17 protein-coding genes are annotated in these 19,911 nt (G+C 62.3%); 16 read left to right on the top strand and 1 reads right to left on the bottom strand.

Features of this window, described 5'->3' with window-relative positions; translation table 11 throughout:
- The first annotated feature begins 86 nt into the window (after nt 1-86).
- A complete protein-coding gene (locus tag FKL89_RS13550) occupies nt 87-653 on the top strand; it encodes a DNA-deoxyinosine glycosylase (protein WP_238363359.1) in 567 nt (188 codons plus the stop codon).
- Between the two features lie 40 nt (nt 654-693).
- Nucleotides 694-1,671, top strand: a complete 978-nt coding sequence (locus tag FKL89_RS13545) for a tripartite tricarboxylate transporter substrate binding protein (protein ID WP_156863318.1) — start codon at nt 694-696, stop codon at nt 1,669-1,671.
- A gap of 10 nt (nt 1,672-1,681) precedes the next feature.
- On the opposite strand, the gene FKL89_RS13540 is transcribed toward FKL89_RS13545, so the two are convergent.
- On the bottom strand, nt 1,682-2,455 hold the full coding sequence (locus FKL89_RS13540; RefSeq protein WP_156863317.1) for an enoyl-CoA hydratase-related protein: 774 nt from the start codon (nt 2,453-2,455) through the stop codon (nt 1,682-1,684).
- A gap of 179 nt (nt 2,456-2,634) precedes the next feature.
- On the opposite strand from FKL89_RS13540, the gene FKL89_RS13535 reads away from it, so the two are divergent.
- The 14 genes from FKL89_RS13535 (at nt 2,635) to FKL89_RS13470 (ending at nt 19,901) form a co-directional block, all read left to right on the top strand.
- A complete protein-coding gene (locus FKL89_RS13535; RefSeq protein ID WP_156863316.1) occupies nt 2,635-3,096 on the top strand; it encodes a DUF1801 domain-containing protein in 462 nt (153 codons plus the stop codon).
- A 249-nt stretch (nt 3,097-3,345) separates the two neighbouring features.
- Complete coding sequence (locus FKL89_RS13530) at nt 3,346-4,521, top strand: benzoate/H(+) symporter BenE family transporter (RefSeq protein WP_156864699.1); 1,176 nt, start codon at nt 3,346-3,348, stop codon at nt 4,519-4,521.
- A 311-nt stretch (nt 4,522-4,832) separates the two neighbouring features.
- Complete coding sequence (locus tag FKL89_RS13525) at nt 4,833-5,582, top strand: urease accessory protein UreD (RefSeq protein WP_238363358.1); 750 nt, start codon at nt 4,833-4,835, stop codon at nt 5,580-5,582.
- 12 nt (nt 5,583-5,594) lie between these two features.
- Nucleotides 5,595-5,897, top strand: coding sequence for an urease subunit gamma (locus FKL89_RS13520; RefSeq protein WP_156863314.1), 303 nt, complete (start codon nt 5,595-5,597; stop codon nt 5,895-5,897).
- Between the two features lie 7 nt (nt 5,898-5,904).
- Nucleotides 5,905-6,294 (top strand): urease subunit beta, encoded by a 390-nt coding sequence (locus FKL89_RS13515; protein ID WP_156863313.1) that lies wholly within the window; start codon nt 5,905-5,907, stop codon nt 6,292-6,294.
- Complete coding sequence (gene ureC, locus FKL89_RS13510; protein ID WP_156863312.1) at nt 6,291-8,024, top strand: urease subunit alpha; 1,734 nt, start codon at nt 6,291-6,293, stop codon at nt 8,022-8,024. Before FKL89_RS13515 ends, ureC begins: the two co-directional genes overlap by 4 nt.
- Before the next feature lie 172 nt (nt 8,025-8,196).
- Entirely contained in the window at nt 8,197-8,700 is a 504-nt protein-coding gene (gene ureE / locus FKL89_RS13505) for an urease accessory protein UreE (protein WP_156863311.1), read from the top strand.
- A 2-nt stretch (nt 8,701-8,702) separates the two neighbouring features.
- Entirely contained in the window at nt 8,703-9,392 is a 690-nt protein-coding gene (locus FKL89_RS13500; RefSeq protein WP_156863310.1) for an urease accessory protein UreF, read from the top strand.
- Nucleotides 9,389-10,024: an urease accessory protein UreG gene (ureG, locus tag FKL89_RS13495; RefSeq protein WP_156863309.1), complete on the top strand. Its 636-nt coding sequence runs from the start codon at nt 9,389-9,391 to the stop codon at nt 10,022-10,024. The genes FKL89_RS13500 and ureG overlap by 4 nt, the downstream gene beginning before the upstream one ends.
- A 237-nt stretch (nt 10,025-10,261) precedes the next feature.
- Complete coding sequence (locus FKL89_RS13490) at nt 10,262-12,226, top strand: type IV pili methyl-accepting chemotaxis transducer N-terminal domain-containing protein (protein ID WP_156863308.1); 1,965 nt, start codon at nt 10,262-10,264, stop codon at nt 12,224-12,226.
- 25 nt (nt 12,227-12,251) lie between these two features.
- Nucleotides 12,252-12,977 (top strand): response regulator, encoded by a 726-nt coding sequence (locus tag FKL89_RS13485; protein WP_156863307.1) that lies wholly within the window; start codon nt 12,252-12,254, stop codon nt 12,975-12,977.
- Between the two features lie 166 nt (nt 12,978-13,143).
- Entirely contained in the window at nt 13,144-14,397 is a 1,254-nt protein-coding gene (locus FKL89_RS13480; protein WP_156864698.1) for an MFS transporter, read from the top strand.
- A gap of 21 nt (nt 14,398-14,418) precedes the next feature.
- Entirely contained in the window at nt 14,419-16,074 is a 1,656-nt protein-coding gene (locus FKL89_RS13475; protein ID WP_156863306.1) for an MFS transporter, read from the top strand.
- 38 nt (nt 16,075-16,112) lie between these two features.
- Nucleotides 16,113-19,901 carry a nitrate reductase subunit alpha gene (locus FKL89_RS13470; RefSeq protein WP_156863305.1) on the top strand — a complete coding sequence of 1,263 codons (3,789 nt, stop codon included), beginning with the start codon at nt 16,113-16,115 and terminating at the stop codon, nt 19,899-19,901.
- Nucleotides 19,902-19,911 lie beyond the last annotated feature (10 nt).

Here is a 19,911-nt window from a genome sequence, read left to right as displayed (position 1 = left end):
TGCTGAAAAGCATAAAAGTCGACTTAATAACGAATTTGCTGACGAGCCCATCGCCAATGCGGTTCTTGCTAAAAAGCTTATAGTCCATGGCGGCCAAATTTCGACCGCAATCAGCGGCCACCATGCCGCCGCAGACGACGAGTCGGGTAGCCAGCTTTCCGCCCATCGCTTTGCCCAACGCCAGAGTACTGATCCTCGGCAGCATGCCGGGGATGGCATCGCTGGCGGCGGGGCAGTATTACGCTCATCCGCGCAATGCCTTCTGGCCGATCATGGCCGCCTTGCTCGGTTTTGATCCCGCAATGCCGTACGTCGAGCGGACGCGGGCCCTGCTGGCGGGTGGCATTGCGCTGTGGGATGCGCTGCAATCCTGTGTACGCCCCGGCAGCCTGGATTCCGCCATCGACCAGAGCACGATGATCGCCAACGATTTCGCCGGCCTGTTCGCCCGCTGTCCGCACATTGACCACGTCTATTTCAACGGCGCCGCCGCCGAGCGCTGCTTCCGGCTCGGCGTGCTGCCGGCGCTCGCGGGGTTCGATCTGCCCTGTACGCGATTGCCGTCCACCAGTCCGGCGCACGCCGGTCGCTCGTTCGAGCAGAAACTGGCGGCCTGGCGGGCGGTGATGCAGCATCGGCAAATGCCGCAATAATTGCCGGTAACCCCGCCGCATTGGGGCAAGGAGGAAATCGATGAAACTGACCACTACAGCCGGCCTTGCGCTGGCGCTGACCACCTGCGCGTCGCTGTTGCTCGGCAGCAGCAGCGCGCTGGCGCAGGCCTACCCGAACAAACCGATCACCATGATCGTGCCCTGGCCCGCCGGTGGATCGACTGATCGCCACCTGCGCGCGCTGGCCGATCTCGCCAGCAAGCATCTTGGCCAGAGCATCGTGGTGCAGAACCAGCCAGGCGGGGGCGGCACCCTGGGCCCCGGCAACATGGCGCTGGCGGCGAAGCCCGACGGCTACACCATCGCGCAGTACCCGATGGGCATGCTGCGCATTCCGCACATGCAGAAAACGATGTGGCACCCGCTCAACGATTTCAGCTTCATCATCGGTGTGTCGGGCTACACCTTCGGCTTTGTGGTGAAGGGCGACTCGCCGTACAAGTCCTTCAACGAGTACATCGAAGCCGCGCGCAAAGCGCCGGGCAAGATCGACTACGGCTCCACCGGCACCGGCACTTCGCCGCATTTGCTGCTGGAAGAGCTGGCAGCCGGCGCCGGCGTGCAGCTCAACCATGTGCCGTTCAAGGGCAACGCTGACCTGATGGCCGCGCTGCTCGGCGGTCACGTGATGGCCGGCAGCGATGCCAGCGGCTGGGACAAATACGTCGATGGCGGCCAGATGCGCCTGCTCGCCACCTTTGGCGAAAAGCGCACCAAACGCTGGCCCAATGTGCCCACTGCGAAGGACCTCGGCTACAACGTGATCGGCAATTCGCCCTACGGTCTGGTTGGGCCGAAAGGCATGGACCCGGCCGTGATGAAGACGCTGCATGATGCCTTCAAGAAGGCGATGGACGACCCGAAGCACCTCGAAGTGCTCGATCAGCTCAATCAGGACCTCTGGTATCGCAGCGGTGAGGATTACGCCAAATGGGCGCGCGAGACCTTCGCCAAGGACAAGCTGCTGATTGAGCGCCTGGGGCTGGCAGCGAAATAGCGGCGAATTGTCAGGAAGCGACGCGCTTGAAATCCGGCGCCCGCTTCTCGGCGAAGGCGCGGAACGCCTCGGCGGCCTCCGGGCTCTTCAGGCGCTCGGCAAAGACAGCGCTTTCGCGGTCCATCGTCTGCGCGATGAGTGCTGCATCGCGCATCAGGCGCTTGGTGGCGCGCAGGGCACCGATCGGCTTCTCGGCCAGCGTGTGCGCCACCGCCAGTGCCTTGGCGTGCAGTGCCTCCGGCGCCACCAGATGCCGCGCCAGACCCCATTCGACGGCAGTCTTGCCATCGACGGGCTCACCGAGCGCGAACAGGCTGTAGGCACGGGCGTAGCCGATACGCGCCTGCATCAACAGGCTCGACGCCGCTTCGGGGACAAGAGCGAGATTCACGAACGGCGTGGTCAGCCGCGCCTGCTCGGTGACACAGACGACATCGCAGTGCAGCAGCATGGTGGTGCCGACGCCGACGGCGAGACCGTGCACGGCGGCAACGATCGGCTTGTCGGCAGCGGCGAGACCGTGCAGAAAGCGGTTGACGTGACGCTCGGCGGGGCCCGCGCCGGCGGAAATGGCCGCGAAATCACCCAGATCGTTGCCCGCCGTGAAACAGTCACTCGAACTGCGCAGCAGCACGCAACGAATGGCCGCGTCGTCTTGGGCGCGCTGCAGGCCGTCAGCGAGTGCGCCGTACATCGCATTGGTCAGCGCGTTTTTCTTGTCGGGGCGATTGAGTGTCAGGGTCAGGATCGGCCCGTCAACGGCGATGGTGACGTGTTCGGTCATGGCGAACTTCCTCCTTGTTGCGTGGCGCAAGGATAGCGGCTGCCATTTGTCGCCGGTTAGTGCTCCGATTTCAAACGGCAAATGAGTTTGACTTGGGGAGTGGGTTTGCCGCGTGCAACGCTGCCACAGCTCAAGTATTGCCTGTTGGCAGGTTCGCCGTTGCGCTGCAAAATCTACCCATGCCAAAGTCATCGCCATCGCTCGCGCGCATCGAGCCACCAGCACTGCCTCAAGCAGTGGCGATGAAGCTCGCGGAATATCCGCCAGTGATCCGTCAGCGCGTGCTGGCGCTGCGCGAGATCGTATGCATGGTCGCCGCAAAGACACCCGGCGTCGGACCGCTGGAGGAGTCGCTGAAATGGGGTGAACCTGCCTTTGCAACTGCCGACAGCAAAAGTGGCAGCACCGTGCGCATCGCGTGGCGGCCGAAGCAGCCGTCGCAATACGCGATGTATTTCAACTGCCAGACCACGCTGGTCGATTCGTTCAAGACGATGTTCCCGACCGCGTTCCGTTACGAGGGCAACCGCGCGCTGGTGTTTGAGCAGGGCGACGAGATCGCCGTCGAGGCACTACGGATCTGCATCGCGATGGCGCTGACTTACCATCGTGAGCGGAAAGCAGCGAAGGCGCCGCGCTGACCGGTTTTTAGCCTTGTTCGGTGGTCAGCTTGGCGGCGTAAGCCATATTCATAAAGGGCTAATTGGCTGAAACGGCGCATAGTCGACTTTCCACGATTTGACTGCCTTAGCCCAATGCGAATAAGGCTTTCACCACAAAGTTGACTGGCCCGAGATTGACTGATGCCAAGCCGGCATGATGCGCGCAGCGGCAAGCGATCCGCTGCATCGCTCTGCAACAATGGCGTTCGCTTTCCTGCCCTGCACCGCATGTCCTTCTTCCGCGATTTGTCCCTCTCCGCCGTCGTCACCGGCTTCGTCGTCGTCCTCGTCGGCTTCACCAGCACTGGGGCGCTGGTGTTCCAGGCGGCGCAATCGCTCGGGGCGAATCAGGCGCAGATCAACTCCTGGATGTGGGCGCTTGGCCTCGGCATGGGACTGGCCACTATCTTGCCGTCGCTTTACTACAAAAAGCCAGTGGTCGCGGCCTGGTCCACGCCGGGTGCCGCGCTGATCGCAACCAGCGCCACGGGCGTGGCGGGATTGACGATGGCGCAGGCGATCGGGGCTTTCGTCGTCTGTGCAGTGCTGATCGTCCTTGCGGGCGCGACACGGCTGTTTGAGCGGCTGATGAACCGTATTCCGGTGGCGATCGCCTCGGCGATGCTGGCGGGCGTGTTGCTGCGCTTTGGTATCGAGGCCTTCGTGGGCGTCAAATCGGCGCCAGTGATGGTGCTCACGATGTTTGCGGCGCATCTGCTGGGCAAGCGCTTCTGGCCGCGCTATGGCGTGGTGGGCGTGCTCGCCGTGGGCGTGGCCTGCGCGCTGATGACCGATTCGCTCAAGTGGGCCGCGGTGAGTGTGGAGTGGGCAACGCCGGTGTGGGTGACGCCGGAGTTTTCGCTACCGGCCATCATCGGCCTCGCGCTGCCGCTGTTTCTGGTGACGATGGCGTCGCAGAACATGCCCGGCGTGGCGGTGATGCGCGCGTCGGGATACGACACACCGGTGTCGCCGGTGATCACGACCACCGGCGTGATCAACCTGATATTCGCGCCGTTTGGCGGCTATACGCTCAACCTCGCCGCCATCACCGCCGCCATCTCGATGGGACCGGAGGCGCACGAGGACCGCGACAAGCGCTACACCGCTGCCGTGATGGCGGGAGTGTTTTATTGCCTGATCGGGCTGGTCGGCGCCATCGTTGGCGGGCTGTTCGCGGCCTTCCCGAAAGAGCTGATCATCGCGCTTGCTGGCCTTGCGCTGATGGGCACCATCGGCAATGGCCTCGCCGCCGCCACCAGAGATGAGGGCGACCGTGAAGCCGCGATCATCACCTTCCTCGTCACCGCGTCTGGCCTGTCCCTTGCTGGTATCGGCAGTGCATTCTGGGGTTTGGTGGCAGGCGTGCTGGCGATGGTGGTGCTGAAGTGGCGCAAGGCTTAATTATTCCCCTCCCACCTCGTGGGGGAGGGGCTAGGGGGTGTAGCGGGGGTTTCGAAGAGCCTGCTCCTCGCCCGCGTAACGACGCCGGCATGCTTGCCGGCGTGCGCCCTGCAAGGGAGGGGGGCGTAACCACGGGGAGTAGCGATGTTTCCGCTCGCACCCATCCCCCTCTCCCCAACCCCTCCCCCACCGGGGGGGAGGGGCTCCAGGCTGGATGGTCGGCACAGCTCAAGCTGCGATTTGAAGCGACGACACTCGCGGGCGCGTCGCGCACGGTGCTGCGCGAACGCAGTCATGTGGGCCCGCTGCGCGTGCTGAAGCCACTCTATCCTGAGGGCGATGCCGTGTGCCACGCAGTGCTGGTGCATCCGCCAGGCGGCATCGTCGAGGGCGACAGCCTGTCGGTCGAAGTCAAGGTAGATGCCGGTGCCAGCGCCCTGATCACCACGCCGGGCGCACAGAAGTGGTATCGCTCGTCGGGCCGGACGGCGTCGGCGGAGACTCATCTCACCGTGGCCGACGGTGCCTCGCTCGAATGGCTTCCGCAGGAGGCAATGGCCTACGACGGTGCACGCGCGCAGCAGCTGTTCACCATCGCGCTGGCACCAACGGCGCGTTTCTTCGGCTGGGAAATGCTGTGCCTGGGCCGCACAACGCGCGGCGAGCGGTTTGCGAGCGGCGAGTTCCGGCAAGGCATCCGATTGGTGCGTGCCGGCAGCGATGCACCGTTATGGCGCGAATCCATGCATCTGGTCGGCAACGATCCGTTGCTGACGTCGCCGCTGGGCCTGCGCGGCCTGCCGGTGATGGCCACGGCATGGATTGCCTTGGGCGGTGTCGCTGACGGCGGTGGCACCGACGTGGTGCTGGCAAAGGTGCGCGATGCGCTGGCGGGTGAGCCACTGGCGGCAGCGTCGGCGCCGGATGAGGGGCTGATTGTGGTCAAGGCCATCGGCGATGCGCCGGAGGCGGTACGCAACTTGCTGATTGCTGTCTGGAAAAGCATACGATTGCAGGTGTTTGCGCGTGAGCCGCAACTGCCCCGCATCTGGAGCACCTGACCAGGATTGACGATGGATCTAAGCCCGAGAGAAAAGGACAAGCTGCTGATTTTCACGGCGGCGCTGCTGGCCGAACGGCGCCGTGCGCGCGGTCTCAAGCTCAATCATCCCGAGGCGATTGCCTTCATCACCGCCGCTGTGCTCGAGGGCGCGCGCGATGGGCGTACCGTGGCGGAGCTGATGAGCTATGGCGCCACTATCCTCAAACGCGACGACGTGATGGAAGGCGTGCCCGAGATGATTCCGGATATTCAGGTCGAAGCGACGTTCCCGGACGGCACCAAGCTGGTGACGGTTCACTCCCCCATCCAGTGAGGCAAGCATGATCCCCGGCGAAATCCTCACGCTTGATGGCGACATCGAACTCAACAGCAAACGCAAGACGCAGACGATCGCAGTCGCGAACAGCGGCGACCGACCGATCCAGGTTGGCTCGCACTATCACTTCTTCGAGACCAACAACGCACTCCAGTTTGACCGCACCGCCGCGCGGGGCATGCGCCTCAACATCGCGGCGGGAACGGCGGTGCGTTTCGAGCCAGGACAATCGCGCACCGTCGAGCTGGTCGAACTCGCCGGGAGCCGCACGGTCTATGGCTTTCAGGGCAAGGTGATGGGGCCGCTCGCCAGAGCGAAATCAGCTGGAAAAACGGCGACGAAGAAACCCGCCAGCAAGAAGCCGGCATCAAAGAAAGCCGGAGGCAAGCGATGAGCACACTCTCCCGCCGCGCCTATGCCGAGATGTTTGGCCCGACTACGGGCGACCGCGTCAGGCTTGCCGATACCGACCTGTTCATCGAGGTCGAGCGCGACCTGACGACCTATGGTGAAGAGGTCAAGTTCGGCGGCGGCAAGGTGATCCGCGACGGCATGGGCCAGTCGCAATTGCCTGCCGCCAAAGTGGCTGACACCATCATCACCAACGCACTGATTGTTGACGCGAAGCTTGGCATTCTGAAAGCCGATATTGGCCTCAAGAACGGCCGCATCTGGAAGATTGGCAAGGGCGGCAACCCTGACGTGCAGCCGAGCGTCACGGTGCCGATTGGCGCCGCAACCGAGGTGATCGCTGGTGAAGGCATGATCGTCACCGCCGGTGGCATTGATTGCCACATCCACTTCATCTGCCCGCAACAGATCGAGGAAGCACTCGCGAGCGGCGTCACCACCATGATCGGTGGCGGCACCGGGCCGGCAGCAGGCACGAGTGCGACGACTGTGACGCCGGGCATCTTTCACATGCGCGAGATGCTGCGTGCAGCGGATGCCTTCCCGATGAATCTCGGCTTCCTCGGCAAGGGTAACATCAGCCAGCCAAAGCCAATTGCAGAACAGATCGAGGCCGGCGCGATCGGCCTCAAGCTGCATGAGGATTGGGGCACCACCCCAGCGGCCATCGACAACTGCCTGACGGTTGCCGACAAGTACGACGTGCAGGTGGCAATTCACTCCGACACGTTGAACGAATCGGGCTTTGTCGAAGACACCATCGCTGCCACGCGTGGGCGCGGCCTCTGCGCCTTTCATACCGAGGGCGCGGGCGGTGGTCATGCACCGGATATCCTCCGGGTGATCGGCAGCGACAACTTCCTGCCGTCGTCGACGAATCCGACGATGCCTTACACCGTCAATACGATTGACGAGCATCTCGACATGCTGATGGTGTGCCACCATCTCGATCCGGCGATTGCCGAGGATCTGGCGTTCGCCGAATCGCGCATCCGCCGCGAGACGATAGCCGCGGAGGACATCCTGCACGACCTTGGCGCCATCTCGATGATGTCGTCCGACTCGCAGGCGATGGGGCGCGTGGGCGAGGTCATCACCCGCACCTGGCAGACGGCGCACAAGATGAAGGTGCAGCGCGGCTGGCTGGCGCCCGAGGCGAAGAAGCCAGCGTTCGTCGATGGCGAATCGCGCAACGACAACCATCGCGTCAAACGCTACGTCGCCAAGTACACCATCAACCCGGCGATCTCGCACGGCGTCTCACACGAGGTGGGCTCGCTGGAAGAGGGCAAGTGGGCCGACATCGTCATCTGGCGGCCGGCGTTCTTCGGCGTCAAACCGTCTATGATTCTGAAAGGCGGTCAGATTGCCTGGTCGCTGATGGGCGATGCCAACGCCTCGATCCCGACGCCGCAGCCAGTGCATGGGCGCCCGATGTTTGGCGCCTTCGGCAAGGCGTTGCAGTCGTCGTCGCTGACCTTTGTGTCGCAGGCCGCAATGAAGCTCGGTGTGGCGAAGAAGTACGGTCTGCAGAAAAACATCGTTGCCGTGAAGAACATCCGCAAGATCCGCAAATCGCACATGGTGCTCAACGCGTACCAGCCGCACATGGAGATTGATGTTGAGACCTATGAAGTTCGGGCTGATGGCCAGTTGCTGACCTGCGAGCCGGCGAAAGTGCTGCCGATGGCGCAGCGATATTTTTTGTTTTAGTAGCGATGACGATGCCCCGCTCCGAGCGCCATCGATTGACCCCTCCGTCGCTTCGCGACACCTCCCCTACTGCGCAGGGGAGGCTTTCCGACTTGTCTCCCCTACACCGTAGGGGAGATGTCGGTGCAGCCGGCAGAGGGGTTGTCCGCGCCGCCACGATACTGACCGCCCTATGCAACTAGCCACCCACCTCGTCCCCCGCGAAATCCAGGCCGTCGAGTCGGTCGAGTTGACCTTCGACCAGCGCGAACGCTCGCGGCTGCGCGTCGCGCTCGCGAGCGGCGAAGAGATTGGCATCCAGCTCAAGGTCGGCACCATGCTGTCACATGGCGACAAGCTCGCGCTGGATGATGGCCGCATTGTCGAAGTCATCGCAGCGGACGAAAGCCTGCATGAAGTGCGTGCCGCAAACGTCACGCAACTTGCGCGCATCGCTTATCACGTCGGTAACCGGCATGTGCCGCTGCAAGTGGAAGATGACCACTTGCTGATGCTGCCCGATCATGTGCTGCGGGCGATGGTCGAGGGCCTCGGCGGCCGCGTGACTGAAGTTCGGCGCGGCTTCCAGCCAGAGAGCGGGGCCTATGGCCATAGCCATGTCCACCACTCGCACGACGATGAAGGCCACGGCGGCCGCATTCACGACGGTCTGTCACCCCGCAATCAGGACCGATAGCGATGCCCGGCGTGCCTCGCCTGCTGCAGCTCGCATCGCCTGCGCTACCTGTTGGCGCTTACAGCTACTCGCAGGGCCTCGAGTGGGCCATCGAGTGCGGTGATGTGCACGACGCCGCCACAGCGCAGCGCTGGATCGAGGATCATCTGGCACTGGTCGTGGCACGTTTTGAGGCGCCGGTCTATGCGGCTTGTCATCGTGCGTGGCTTGCTGGCGATGCCGCCTCGCTAAACCGGTTGAATGCCGAATTTCGCGCTTCGCGCGAGTCAACGGAACCACGCGCCGAGACGGCACAGGTTGGCTTCTCTTATGCCGCGTGGTGTCGCGAAGTGGCACCACTCACCGACGTGCAGCGCACGACGCTCGCTTCGATCGAGTCGGTCACTGCGCCGGTTGCGGCGAGCCTCGCGGCCGTCGCCAGTGACCTCACCGTCGCCGATGGCCTCACCGGCTATCTGTTTGGCTTTGCCGAGAATCAGGTGATGGTGCTGGCGAAGGCGCTGCCGATGGGGCAGATCGCAGCGCAGAAGTTGCTCTTCGCTCTGGCGACGCCGGGTGGCGCGGTAGGGTCCGCAGTGCAGTTAGCGATAAAGCTTGGCGAGCGCGAGGACGACTGGTCCAGTGCGTCGCCGTGGCTAGCCATCGCCCAGATGAAACACGAAACGCAGTACACAAGGTTGTTCCGCTCATGAGTAACGATACCCCCCAACACGGTCCGCAGCATGGTCCATTGCGCGTCGGCATCGGCGGCCCGGTCGGCTCCGGCAAGACGGCGCTGACGCTGGAGCTGTGCCGCCGCTTCCGGGAGTCGCACAACATCGCGGCCGTCACCAACGACATCTACACCAAGGAAGATGCGCAGTTCCTCGTCGACCACGCGGCGTTGCCAGCCGACCGGATCATCGGTGTCGAGACTGGAGGCTGCCCGCACACGGCGATCCGCGAAGATGCCTCGATTAACCTCGAAGCCGTGGACCGCCTCAACAAGCGTTTTCCGGGGCTTGACGTGATCTTCGTTGAGAGCGGTGGCGACAATCTTGCTGCTACGTTTTCGCCGGAGCTGAGCGATCTGACGATCTACGTGATTGACGTTGCCGCGGGCGAGAAAATTCCCCGCAAGGGTGGCCCCGGCATCATGAAGAGTGATCTGCTGGTGATCAACAAGATTGATCTCGCGCCTTACGTTGGCGCTTCACTTGAAGTGATGGATCATGATGCAAAGAAAATGCGCGGCAAGAAGCCGTTCGTGTTCTCGAACCTGAAAACGGGCAAGGGCGTCGACGAAATCGTCGCCTTCATCAAACACCAGGGCATGCTGGGCTAGTCCGGGCGGCGCGAGCCAGCTTGCCGCATCAAGCTCACGGCTTTCAGCTTTCTGGTGAAATGGCGTATGTAATGGGCTGGAGGTTGATTTTTCCAGAATGTCGACTTATGGCATTTTGCGGCTACGAGCCCTGTTCAGAGGTCGTTTCCTGAAAAAGATGTACTGTGGGCATCCTGGATTTGCGGTATTTTTGCGACCAGTCAACCAGGCGCAGTCCGCCGGGGCTAGACTCGCCGGATGCGAAATCGACGTTACTGGAGCTTGGGCGCGAAGTTGGGACTGGTGGCAACGCCGTTCCTGCTGCTGGCCTTGCTCGCGATTTCGCTGACGCTCTGGGTGTCCTGGCAGCTTGATGGCGGTGCGGCTGCCGTCAACGAGGCCGGTCGCATGCGCATGCAGGCATATCGCATGTCGCTGGCACAGGCGGCCAACGATCCGGTGAGCCTGCGCGCGCATATCAGCGAGTTCGAGCGCAGCGTCGAATTGCTGCGCAATGGTGATCCCGAGCGGCCATTGTTCGTGCCCTGGGACGAGCAGGTCATTGAGCGCTATGCCGCGGTCGAAACTGCGTGGCAGGCGTTCCGGCCAACCATATCGACGACCGCGAATCCGCAGCTCGGGGCGACGACAGCATCATTTGTGCAGCAGATCGACGGGCTCGTCGTCGCCATTGAGCGCCACATGTCGCGCTGGACGGCGATGCTGCACCTGCTGCAACTGGCGACCATGGCACTCGCCGTGCTGGGTGCTTCGGCGCTGCTCTACACCGGGTATCTGTTTGTGCTGGAACCGGTTGGGCAGCTCAAGCGGGCGACCGAGCAGATTCAGCGCGGTGACCTCGGGGCTCGCGTTAGTGCGGTGGGCAACGACGAATTCGCAACGCTGGCCAGCGGCTTCAACGGCATGGCGGAGCATCTCGAGTCGATGTACCGCAACCTTGAAGGCAAGGTGGCCGAAAAAACCGCCCAGCTTGAAGAGAAGCGCTCGCGGCTGGAGGCGCTGTACGGTTTTACCGCGCTGGTAGCCGCCACCACTACGCTGGAGGCGCTGGCGCGTGGCTTCGTGGAACAGGTCGCCAAGGTCGTGCATGCTGACGGTGCGGCGCTGCGCTGGTCCGACGAGGACAACGAAAAGTACGTGATGCTGGCATCGACCGGCCTGCCGGAGGCCATGTCAGCCGAGGAGCACTGCCTGATGGCGGATCAGTGCAATTGCGGCATGCCTTCGGCGCCGCCCGGGGCGCGGGTCATTCCGATCCGCGCGGATCATCCGACGCACCTGCCGCATTGCGAGAAGGCTGGCTTCAGTACGGTTGTTTGTGTACCGGTGCGACATCACGAACAGATTCGTGGCGAAATTGATCTCTTCTTTCACGCGCACTACGACCTGTCCGAGGCCGAACGCTCGCTGCTCGAGGCGCTCGCCACCCATCTCGCCGCCGCGATGGAAAACCTGCGCCTGGGAGCGCTGGAGCGCGAAGCAGCTGTGGCGCAGGAGCGAAATTTCCTCGCGCGCGAGCTGCACGATTCGATTGCGCAGTCGCTGGCCTTTCTCAAGATGCAGGTGCAGTTGCTGCGCGACGCCCAGGCGAGCGGCGATGCTGAACTGATCGCCCAGGTGGTGGGCGAAATCGACGAAGGTGTACGCGAGAGCTACAGCGATGTACGCGAACTGCTGCTGCATTTCCGCACGCGTGCCAGTGAAGAAGACATTGAACCGGCTTTGCAGACAACGCTGCGCAAGTTCGAACATCAGAGCGGCATCCGCACCGAGCTTTCGATGCAGGGGCACGGCATTCCGCTGGCACCGGACATGCAATTGCAGGTGCTGCATGTGGTGCAGGAGGCACTCTCGAATGTGCGCAAGCACTCGCGGGCGACGCGCGTGTGGCTGGACGTACAACAGCAACCGCAGTGGCGCTTCGAAGTGCGCGATAACGGACGTGGTTTCACCCCGGGCGATGGCAAACTGGACGAAACCCACGTTGGCATGCGCATCATGGCGGAGCGCGCCGAGCGGATTGGCGGCACGCTGGAAGTGTTCTCCACGCCCAGCCATGGTTCGTCGGTCGTGCTGACGCTGCCGGCTGAGGCACGCGCTGTATCTGCGGTTGCCGCAGGGGCAGAGGCCACGCTGCCGACGGGAGAACGGCGCCGGGCCGATTCGGAAGCCAGCGTGATTGCTGCCAGAATGGTTGCCTGATCCCGTCTGCGCTACTGACTGTGCAATGAATACTGCTGTTTCCCCGTCGTCCGCTGGCCCGACCGTGAAGCCCGTGCGCATTCTGGTGGTTGACGACCACACGCTGTTCCGGCGCGGGCTTACCGCCATCCTCTCGCGCAGCAGCGAGCTCGCAGTGGTAGGCGACGCTGGCGACGCCGGCCAGGCACAACGACGCGCCGAGGAGCTGCGACCGGACCTGATCCTGCTCGATAACCATCTTCCGGGTGTGAATGGCGTCGACGCCGTGCCCGCGCTGAAGGCGGCACTGCCGGATGTCCGCATCATTTTGCTCACGGTCAGTGAGGATGAAAATGACCTCGCCTCGGCGCTGCGTGCGGGGGCCAACGGCTATCTGCTGAAGACGATGGATGCCGACGCACTCGTTGCATCCATCCTGCGGGTGATGCGCGGCGAAAGCGTGGTGGCGGACGAAATGACCAGCAAGCTGGTCGCTGTCTATCGCGGGGCGGCGTCAGCTGGCGGCGCGCCCGCCGCAGCGACTGACGATGTGACGATTCCACCAGGATCGTCGCCGCTGGCACAGCTATCGCCTCGCGAACTGGAGATTTTGCGCGCGATCTCGCGGGGCGAGAGCAACAAGGTGATCGCACGCCAGCTCGGTATCGCTGAACCGACGGTGAAGATTCATGTGCAGCATGTGCTGCGCAAACTCAATGTGGCGTCCCGCGTGCAGGCCGCCGTTATCGCGACCAGCCATCTGCAGACTTGATCTGCCGCAACGTTCAGTTGGGCGATTGCCGGAGTAGTTCTTCCGGACTATACGCGGGCGTCTCGGAATAGTCCTTCCAGCCGCTGCATGATGCGTCTTCTGGGGGATACCGCAAACGCGGCCTGAATCCCAAAATCTCTTCCATCGATTGCCAGGAGTGCAAATGATGGAACAAAGAGGGAAAGCGCTTTCGGTGTTGATTGCAAGCACACTTGCATTCACCGTCTGCTTCATGGTGTGGATGATGTTCGGCGTGATCGGTATTCCGATCAAGAAAGCACTGAACCTCAACGCGACCGAGTTCGGCCTGCTGACGGCGACGCCAGTGCTGACCGGTTCGCTGATTCGGGTGCCACTCGGTATCTGGACTGACAAGTACGGCGGCCGTATCGTCATGACCATCCTGATGGCCTGCACCGTGCCGGCCATCTGGCTGATGGCGTACGCTACGGAGTACTGGCACTTCCTGGTGATTGGCCTTTTTGTCGGCCTCGCGGGCGGTTCCTTCTCGGTTGGCACGCCCTACGTTGCCCGCTGGTTTCCGAAGAAGCAGCAGGGCTTTGCAATGGGTGTCTACGGTGCCGGCAACTCGGGCGCTGCGGTTAACAAATTTGTAGCGCCTGCCATCGTGGTGGCCTTCGGATGGACGATGGTCCCGCAGGTCTACGCCGCCATCATGCTTGGTACCGTGATCATCTTCTGGTTGTTCAGCCACAGCGATCCGTCGCATCTAGTGGCGTCGAACACGAAATTCACCGAACAACTGAAGGCGCTGAAGGATCCCAAAGTGCTGAAGTACTGCCAGTACTACAGCATCGTGTTCGGCGGCTATGTTGCGCTGAGCCTGTGGATGGTGCAGTACTACGTCGGTGAGTATGGCCTGGACATCCGGGCTGCCGCACTGCTGGCCGCATGCTTCTCGCTGCCCGGCGGCGTGCTGCGCGCGATTGGTGGCTGGCTGTCGGACAAGTACGGTGCCCACAGCGTCACCTGGTGGGTGATGTGGGTGAGCTGGATCTGCCTGTTTCTGCTTTCGTATCCGCAGACCGATTTCACCGTCAACACGGTGAACGGTGCGAAGACGTTTCACATCGGCCTCAATGTCTACACCTTTACCGCCCTGATGGCCGTGCTCGGTGTGTCCTGGGCATTCGGCAAGGCCAGCGTGTTCAAGTACATCAGCGACGACTATCCGAAAAACATCGGCACCATCAGCGGCATCGTCGGGCTTGCCGGTGGCCTTGGCGGCTTCGTGTTGCCGATCATGTTCGGCGCCCTGATGGACATCACGGGCGTTCGCTCCAGCGCCTTCATGCTGATGTATGGCGTGGTCTGGGTGTCGCTGATATGGATGTACTGGACGGAAGTGCGCCGTACCGAAGTGATGGGGCCGCGCAGCAGTTCGGCCGGCGTCAAGTAGCGAATTTTTGAGGAGACAATCGTGTCAACCGCGAATCAAACCATCACCGCGACGCCCGCAGCAGCGGGCCGGGGTGACGTCGCCGACTGGCGGCCCGAGGACGAGAAGTTCTGGGACGCTACCGGCAAGAAGATTGCCTATCGCAATCTGTGGCTATCGGTTCCTGCATTGCTCTGCGGCTTCGCCGTCTGGGGCATGTGGGGCATCATCACCGTGCAGATGCTCAACCTGGGTTTCCCCTTCACCCAGGCTGAGCTCTTCACGTTGACTGCGATCGCCGGCATTTCCGGCGCGACGATGCGCATCCCGGCGTCGTTTCTGATCCGTCTGTCAGGCGGCCGCAACACGATTGCACTGACCACTGCCATGCTGCTCGCCCCGGCGATAGGTACTGGTATCGCCCTGCAGCATCCCGAGTGGCCGCTGTGGGCGTTTCAGCTGATGGCGCTCTGGTCCGGCGTGGGCGGCGGCAACTTTGCCAGCTCGATGTCGAACATCAGCACCTTCTTTCCCAAGCGCCTGCAGGGCACCGCGCTCGGCCTTAATGCCGGCATCGGCAACTTCGGCGTCACCACCATGCAGATCGTCATTCCGCTGGTGATGACGATCAGCCTGTTCGGCGCCTTTGGTGGCGACGCGATGGTGCTCAAGAAGGACAGTGGCTGGATCTTCGGCAAGATTGCTGCCGGTACGCCTACCTGGATCCAGAACGCCGGGTTTGCCTGGGTGCTCTCGCTGGTGCCGCTGTCGATCGCCTGCTGGTGGGGCATGAACAACCTGAAGACGGTATCACCCAATACAGGGAACCCGATCACCGCATTCGCCAAGATCACCTATCTCTACACACTGGCGTTTGTGCCGTCGATCGCGATTCTCTACCTCTACCTGCCGAAGCCCACGGGCCTCGGTCTGCTCAACATGTGGGTGGCGATCCCGCTCGACATCATTGCTGCACTGCTGATCATGAAGCTGGCGGCATTCGGCACCATGAAGGAGAACATCGCCAAGCAGTTCGCCATCTTCCGAGACAAACACACCTGGTCGATGACGGCGCTTTACATCGTCACCTTCGGCTCCTTCATCGGTTTCTCGATGGCACTGCCGCTGTCCATCACGGTGATCTTCGGTATCAGCCATGTGCCAGACGCCGCCGGCGTGATGCAGCACACGCTGAAGAATCCGAATGCACCGTCGGCATTTACCTACGCCTGGATGGGCCCGTTCATCGGCGCCGCCGTGCGCCCGATTGGCGGCTGGATCTCGGACAAGTGGGGCGGTTCCATCGTCACCCAGATCATTTCAGCGATCATGGTGGTGGCTTCGGTGGCTGTCGGCTACGTGATGATGCAGGCTTACGGCTCCGCAAAGCCGGAAGAGTATTTCCCGACCTTCCTCGGCTTGTTCCTGCTGCTGTTTGCTGCGAGCGGCATCGGCAATGGCAGCACTTTCCGCACCATCGGCGTCATCTTTGACCGCCAGCAGGCGGGCCCGGTGCTGGGCTGGACGTCTGCTGTTGCGGCGTATGGCGCCTTCATCGCTCCGGTCGTGATCGGCGACCAGATCAAGCGTGGCACGCCGCAACTGGCGATGTACGGCTTCGCAATCTTTTACGGCGTTTGCCTGATCCTGAACTGGTGGTTCTACCTGCGCCGCGACGCGTACGTCAAGAACCCCTGATCTGACCACACCCATTCACCATTGTTGAGGGCCGTTTCATGAGCCATTTTCTCGACCGACTGACCTACTTCTCGCAGCCGCGCGAGTCCTTTGCCGACGATCACGGCGTGACCACCGGTGAAGACCGCACGTGGGAGGACGCCTATCGCAACCGCTGGGCGCATGACAAGATTGTCCGCAGCACCCATGGCGTGAACTGCACCGGGTCCTGTTCGTGGAAGATCTATGTCAAGGGTGGCATCGTCACCTGGGAAACGCAGCAAACGGACTACCCGCGCACGCGTTGGGACATGCCGAACCACGAGCCGCGCGGCTGCGCTCGCGGCGCGTCGTACTCCTGGTACCTGTACAGCGCCAATCGGGTCAAGTACCCGATGGTGCGCGGCCGTTTGCTCAAGGCCTGGCGTGAAGCGCGGCTGAAGCACGACCCGGTAGCGGCATGGACGTCCATCGTCAGCGATGACGAGACGCGACGCAGCTACCAGCAGGTGCGCGGTCTCGGTGGCTTCGTACGTTCCAGCTGGGACGAAGTCAACGAGATCATCGCAGCAGCCAACGTCTACACGATCAAGAAGTACGGCCCGGATCGCGTGATTGGCTTCTCGCCGATTCCGGCGATGTCGATGGTGAGCTACGCTGCCGGCAGCCGCTATCTGAGCCTGATCGGTGGCGTCTGCATGAGCTTCTACGACTGGTACTGCGACCTGCCGCCGTCAAGCCCGCAAATCTGGGGCGAGCAGACCGACGTGCCGGAGTCGGCAGACTGGTACAACTCGACCTACATCATCGCGTGGGGCTCCAATGTCCCGCAAACGCGCACACCGGACGCGCACTTCTTCACTGAAGTCCGCTACAAGGGCGCGAAAACCGTGGCAGTGACGCCGGACTACGCGGAGATTTCCAAGCTCTGTGACCTCTGGCTGCACCCGAAACAGGGTACCGATGCCGCACTCGCGATGGCGATGGGGCATGTGATCCTGAAAGAGTTCTACGTCGACAAGCGATCGGCGTACTTCGACGATTACGCCCGCCGCTATACCGATCTGCCGTTACTGGTGCTGCTGAAGGAGCACACGATGGCCAGTGGTGAAACGGTGCTGGTGCCGGATCGCTATGTGCGAGCTTCTGACTTCAACGGCAAGCTTGGGCAGGCGAACAATTCCGAGTGGAAGACGGTCGCCTTCGATCAGGACGGCAAGGTTGTGCTACCGAATGGTTCCATCGGGTTCCGCTGGGGGCCAGAAGGCCGGGCCGATCAAGGCCAGTGGAATCTCGAATCCAAGGAAGCGCGCCACGGCAACGACGTGAAGCTGCAGCTGTCGGTGCTGGAAGGTGAAGCGCCAAGCGATCAGACTGCGCGCGTGGGGTTCCCGTACTTCGGTGGTATCGAAAGTGAACACTTCCCGCACCAGCCGGGCGACGACGTCTCGGTACGCACGGTGCCGGTGCGGCGCATCATGCTTGGCAAGGAAGGCGAGAAACGCGACGCCCTGGTTGCCACGGTGTTCGACCTCCAGCTCGCCAACTACGGTGTCGCGCGTGGCATCGCTGGCGAGCAGGCCGCACAGAGCTACGACGACACCGCCCCCTACACGCCCGCCTGGCAGGAGGCAATCACCGGCGTGCCCCGTGCGCAGGTGATCACGGTTGCACGGCAGTTCGCTGACAACGCGGACAAGACGCACGGCAAGTCGATGGTCATCATCGGCGCTGCGATGAACCACTGGTACCACTGCGACATGAATTATCGCGGCATCATCAACATGCTGATGATGTGTGGCTGCATTGGTCAGAGCGGCGGTGGCTGGGCACACTATGTTGGCCAGGAAAAGTTGCGGCCGCAAACGGGCTGGACGGCCCTCGCGTTTGCGCTCGACTGGATCCGCCCGCCGCGGCAGCAGAACAGCACCAGCTTCTTCTACGCTCACACGGATCAGTGGCGCTACGAGAAGCTCGGTATGGAAGAGGTGTTGTCGCCGCTCGCGGAGAAATCCAAGTTCGGCGGCAGCATGATCGACTACAACGTGCGGGCCGAGCGCATGGGCTGGCTGCCCAGTGCGCCACAGTTGCAGACCAATCCGATGCAGGTGGTGCGCGATGCCGCCGCCGCCGGTGCCGATCCCAAAGTCTGGGCCACACAGGCATTGAAGGAAGGCCGGCTCAAGATGAGCTGCGAGGATCCAGATGCCCCAGAGAACTGGCCGCGCAACATGTTTGTCTGGCGTTCCAACCTGCTTGGGTCCAGCGGCAAGGGGCACGAGTACTTCCTCAAGCATCTGCTCGGCACCAGCAATGGTGTCCAGGGCAAGGACCTTGGCAGCGACGAGGCCAAGCCTGAGGAGGTCACCTGGCATGAGCAGGCGCCGGAAGGCAAACTGGATCTGCTGGTGACGCTTGACTTCCGCATGAGCACTACCTGCCTCTACTCGGACATCGTGCTGCCGACGGCATCGTGGTATGAGAAGAACGATCTCAATACGTCCGACATGCACCCGTTCATTCATCCTCTGTCAACAGCGGTGGATCCGGTGTGGCAGTCACGCAGCGACTGGGATATCTACAAGGGCTTCGCCAAAAAATTCAGTGAAGTCTGTGTCGGTCACCTCGGTGTCGAGAAGGAGCTGGTGCTTACACCGCTGATGCACGACAGCCCCGCCGAGCTGGCGCAGCCGTTCGAGGTCAAGGAATGGAAGAAGGGCGAGTGTGATCTGATTCCGGGCAAGACAGCACCGCAGATGACGGTGGTCGAGCGCGACTATCCGAACGTCTACAAGCGATTCACGGCACTCGGCCCGCTGATGAACAAGGTGGGCAACGGCGGCAAGGGCATCGCCTGGAACACCCAGGATGAGGTCAAGCAACTGGCTGAACTCAATGGCGAGGTGACGGCTGAAGGCGTGACCTGCGGCATGCCGAAAATCGAAAGCGATATCGACGCCTGCGAGGTGATCCTGCAACTGGCGCCGGAAACCAACGGTCATGTCGCCGTCAAGGCGTGGGATGCGCTCGGCAAGCAGACCGGCCTGGATCACACCCATCTGGCGCTGCATCGTGAGGATGAAAAGATCCGCTTCCGTGACATCCAGGCGCAACCGCGCAAGATCATCAGCTCGCCTACCTGGTCTGGTCTGGAGAGCGAAAAGGTCAGCTACAACGCTGGCTACACCAATGTGCATGAGCTGATCCCGTGGCGCACGCTGACCGGTCGTCAGCAGTTCTACCAGGATCATCCGTGGATGCGTGCCTTCGGCGAGGGCTTCACCAGTTACAGACCTCCGGTTGACCTGAAGACGACAGCCGGGATTCACAACATCAAGCCGAATGGCAACGCCGAGATCCTGCTCAACTTCATCACGCCACACCAGAAGTGGGGTATCCACAGCACCTACAGCGACAACCTGCACATGCTGACGCTCAATCGCGGCGGTCCGGTGATCTGGTTGTCTGAAGATGACGCAAAGAAGGCGGGTATCGTCGACAACGACTGGGTTGAACTATTCAACGTGAACGGAGCAATCGCTGCGCGCGCGGTAGTGAGCCAGCGGGTGAATCCGGGTATGACGCTCATGTATCACGCGCAGGAAAAGATTGTGAACACCCCGGGATCGGAGATCACCGGTATCCGTGGTGGTATTCACAACTCGGTCACCCGCATCGTGCTGAAACCGACCCACATGATTGGCGGCTACGCCCAGCTTTCATACGGCTTCAACTACTACGGCACCATCGGCACCAATCGCGACGAATTCGTGGTGGTGCGCAAGATGAACAAGGTGGACTGGCTGGATGCGCCGGCAGATGCCACTCAGTCAATGCAACACGCCTGAGGAGCAAGAA

Origin of the sequence: Casimicrobium huifangae (genome assembly GCF_009746125.1) — a bacterium.
In the GTDB taxonomy this organism is placed as follows: domain Bacteria; phylum Pseudomonadota; class Gammaproteobacteria; order Burkholderiales; family Casimicrobiaceae; genus Casimicrobium; species Casimicrobium huifangae.
Note: the sequence above shows the minus strand (reverse complement) of the source record. Positions and strands in the feature narration are given on the sequence as shown.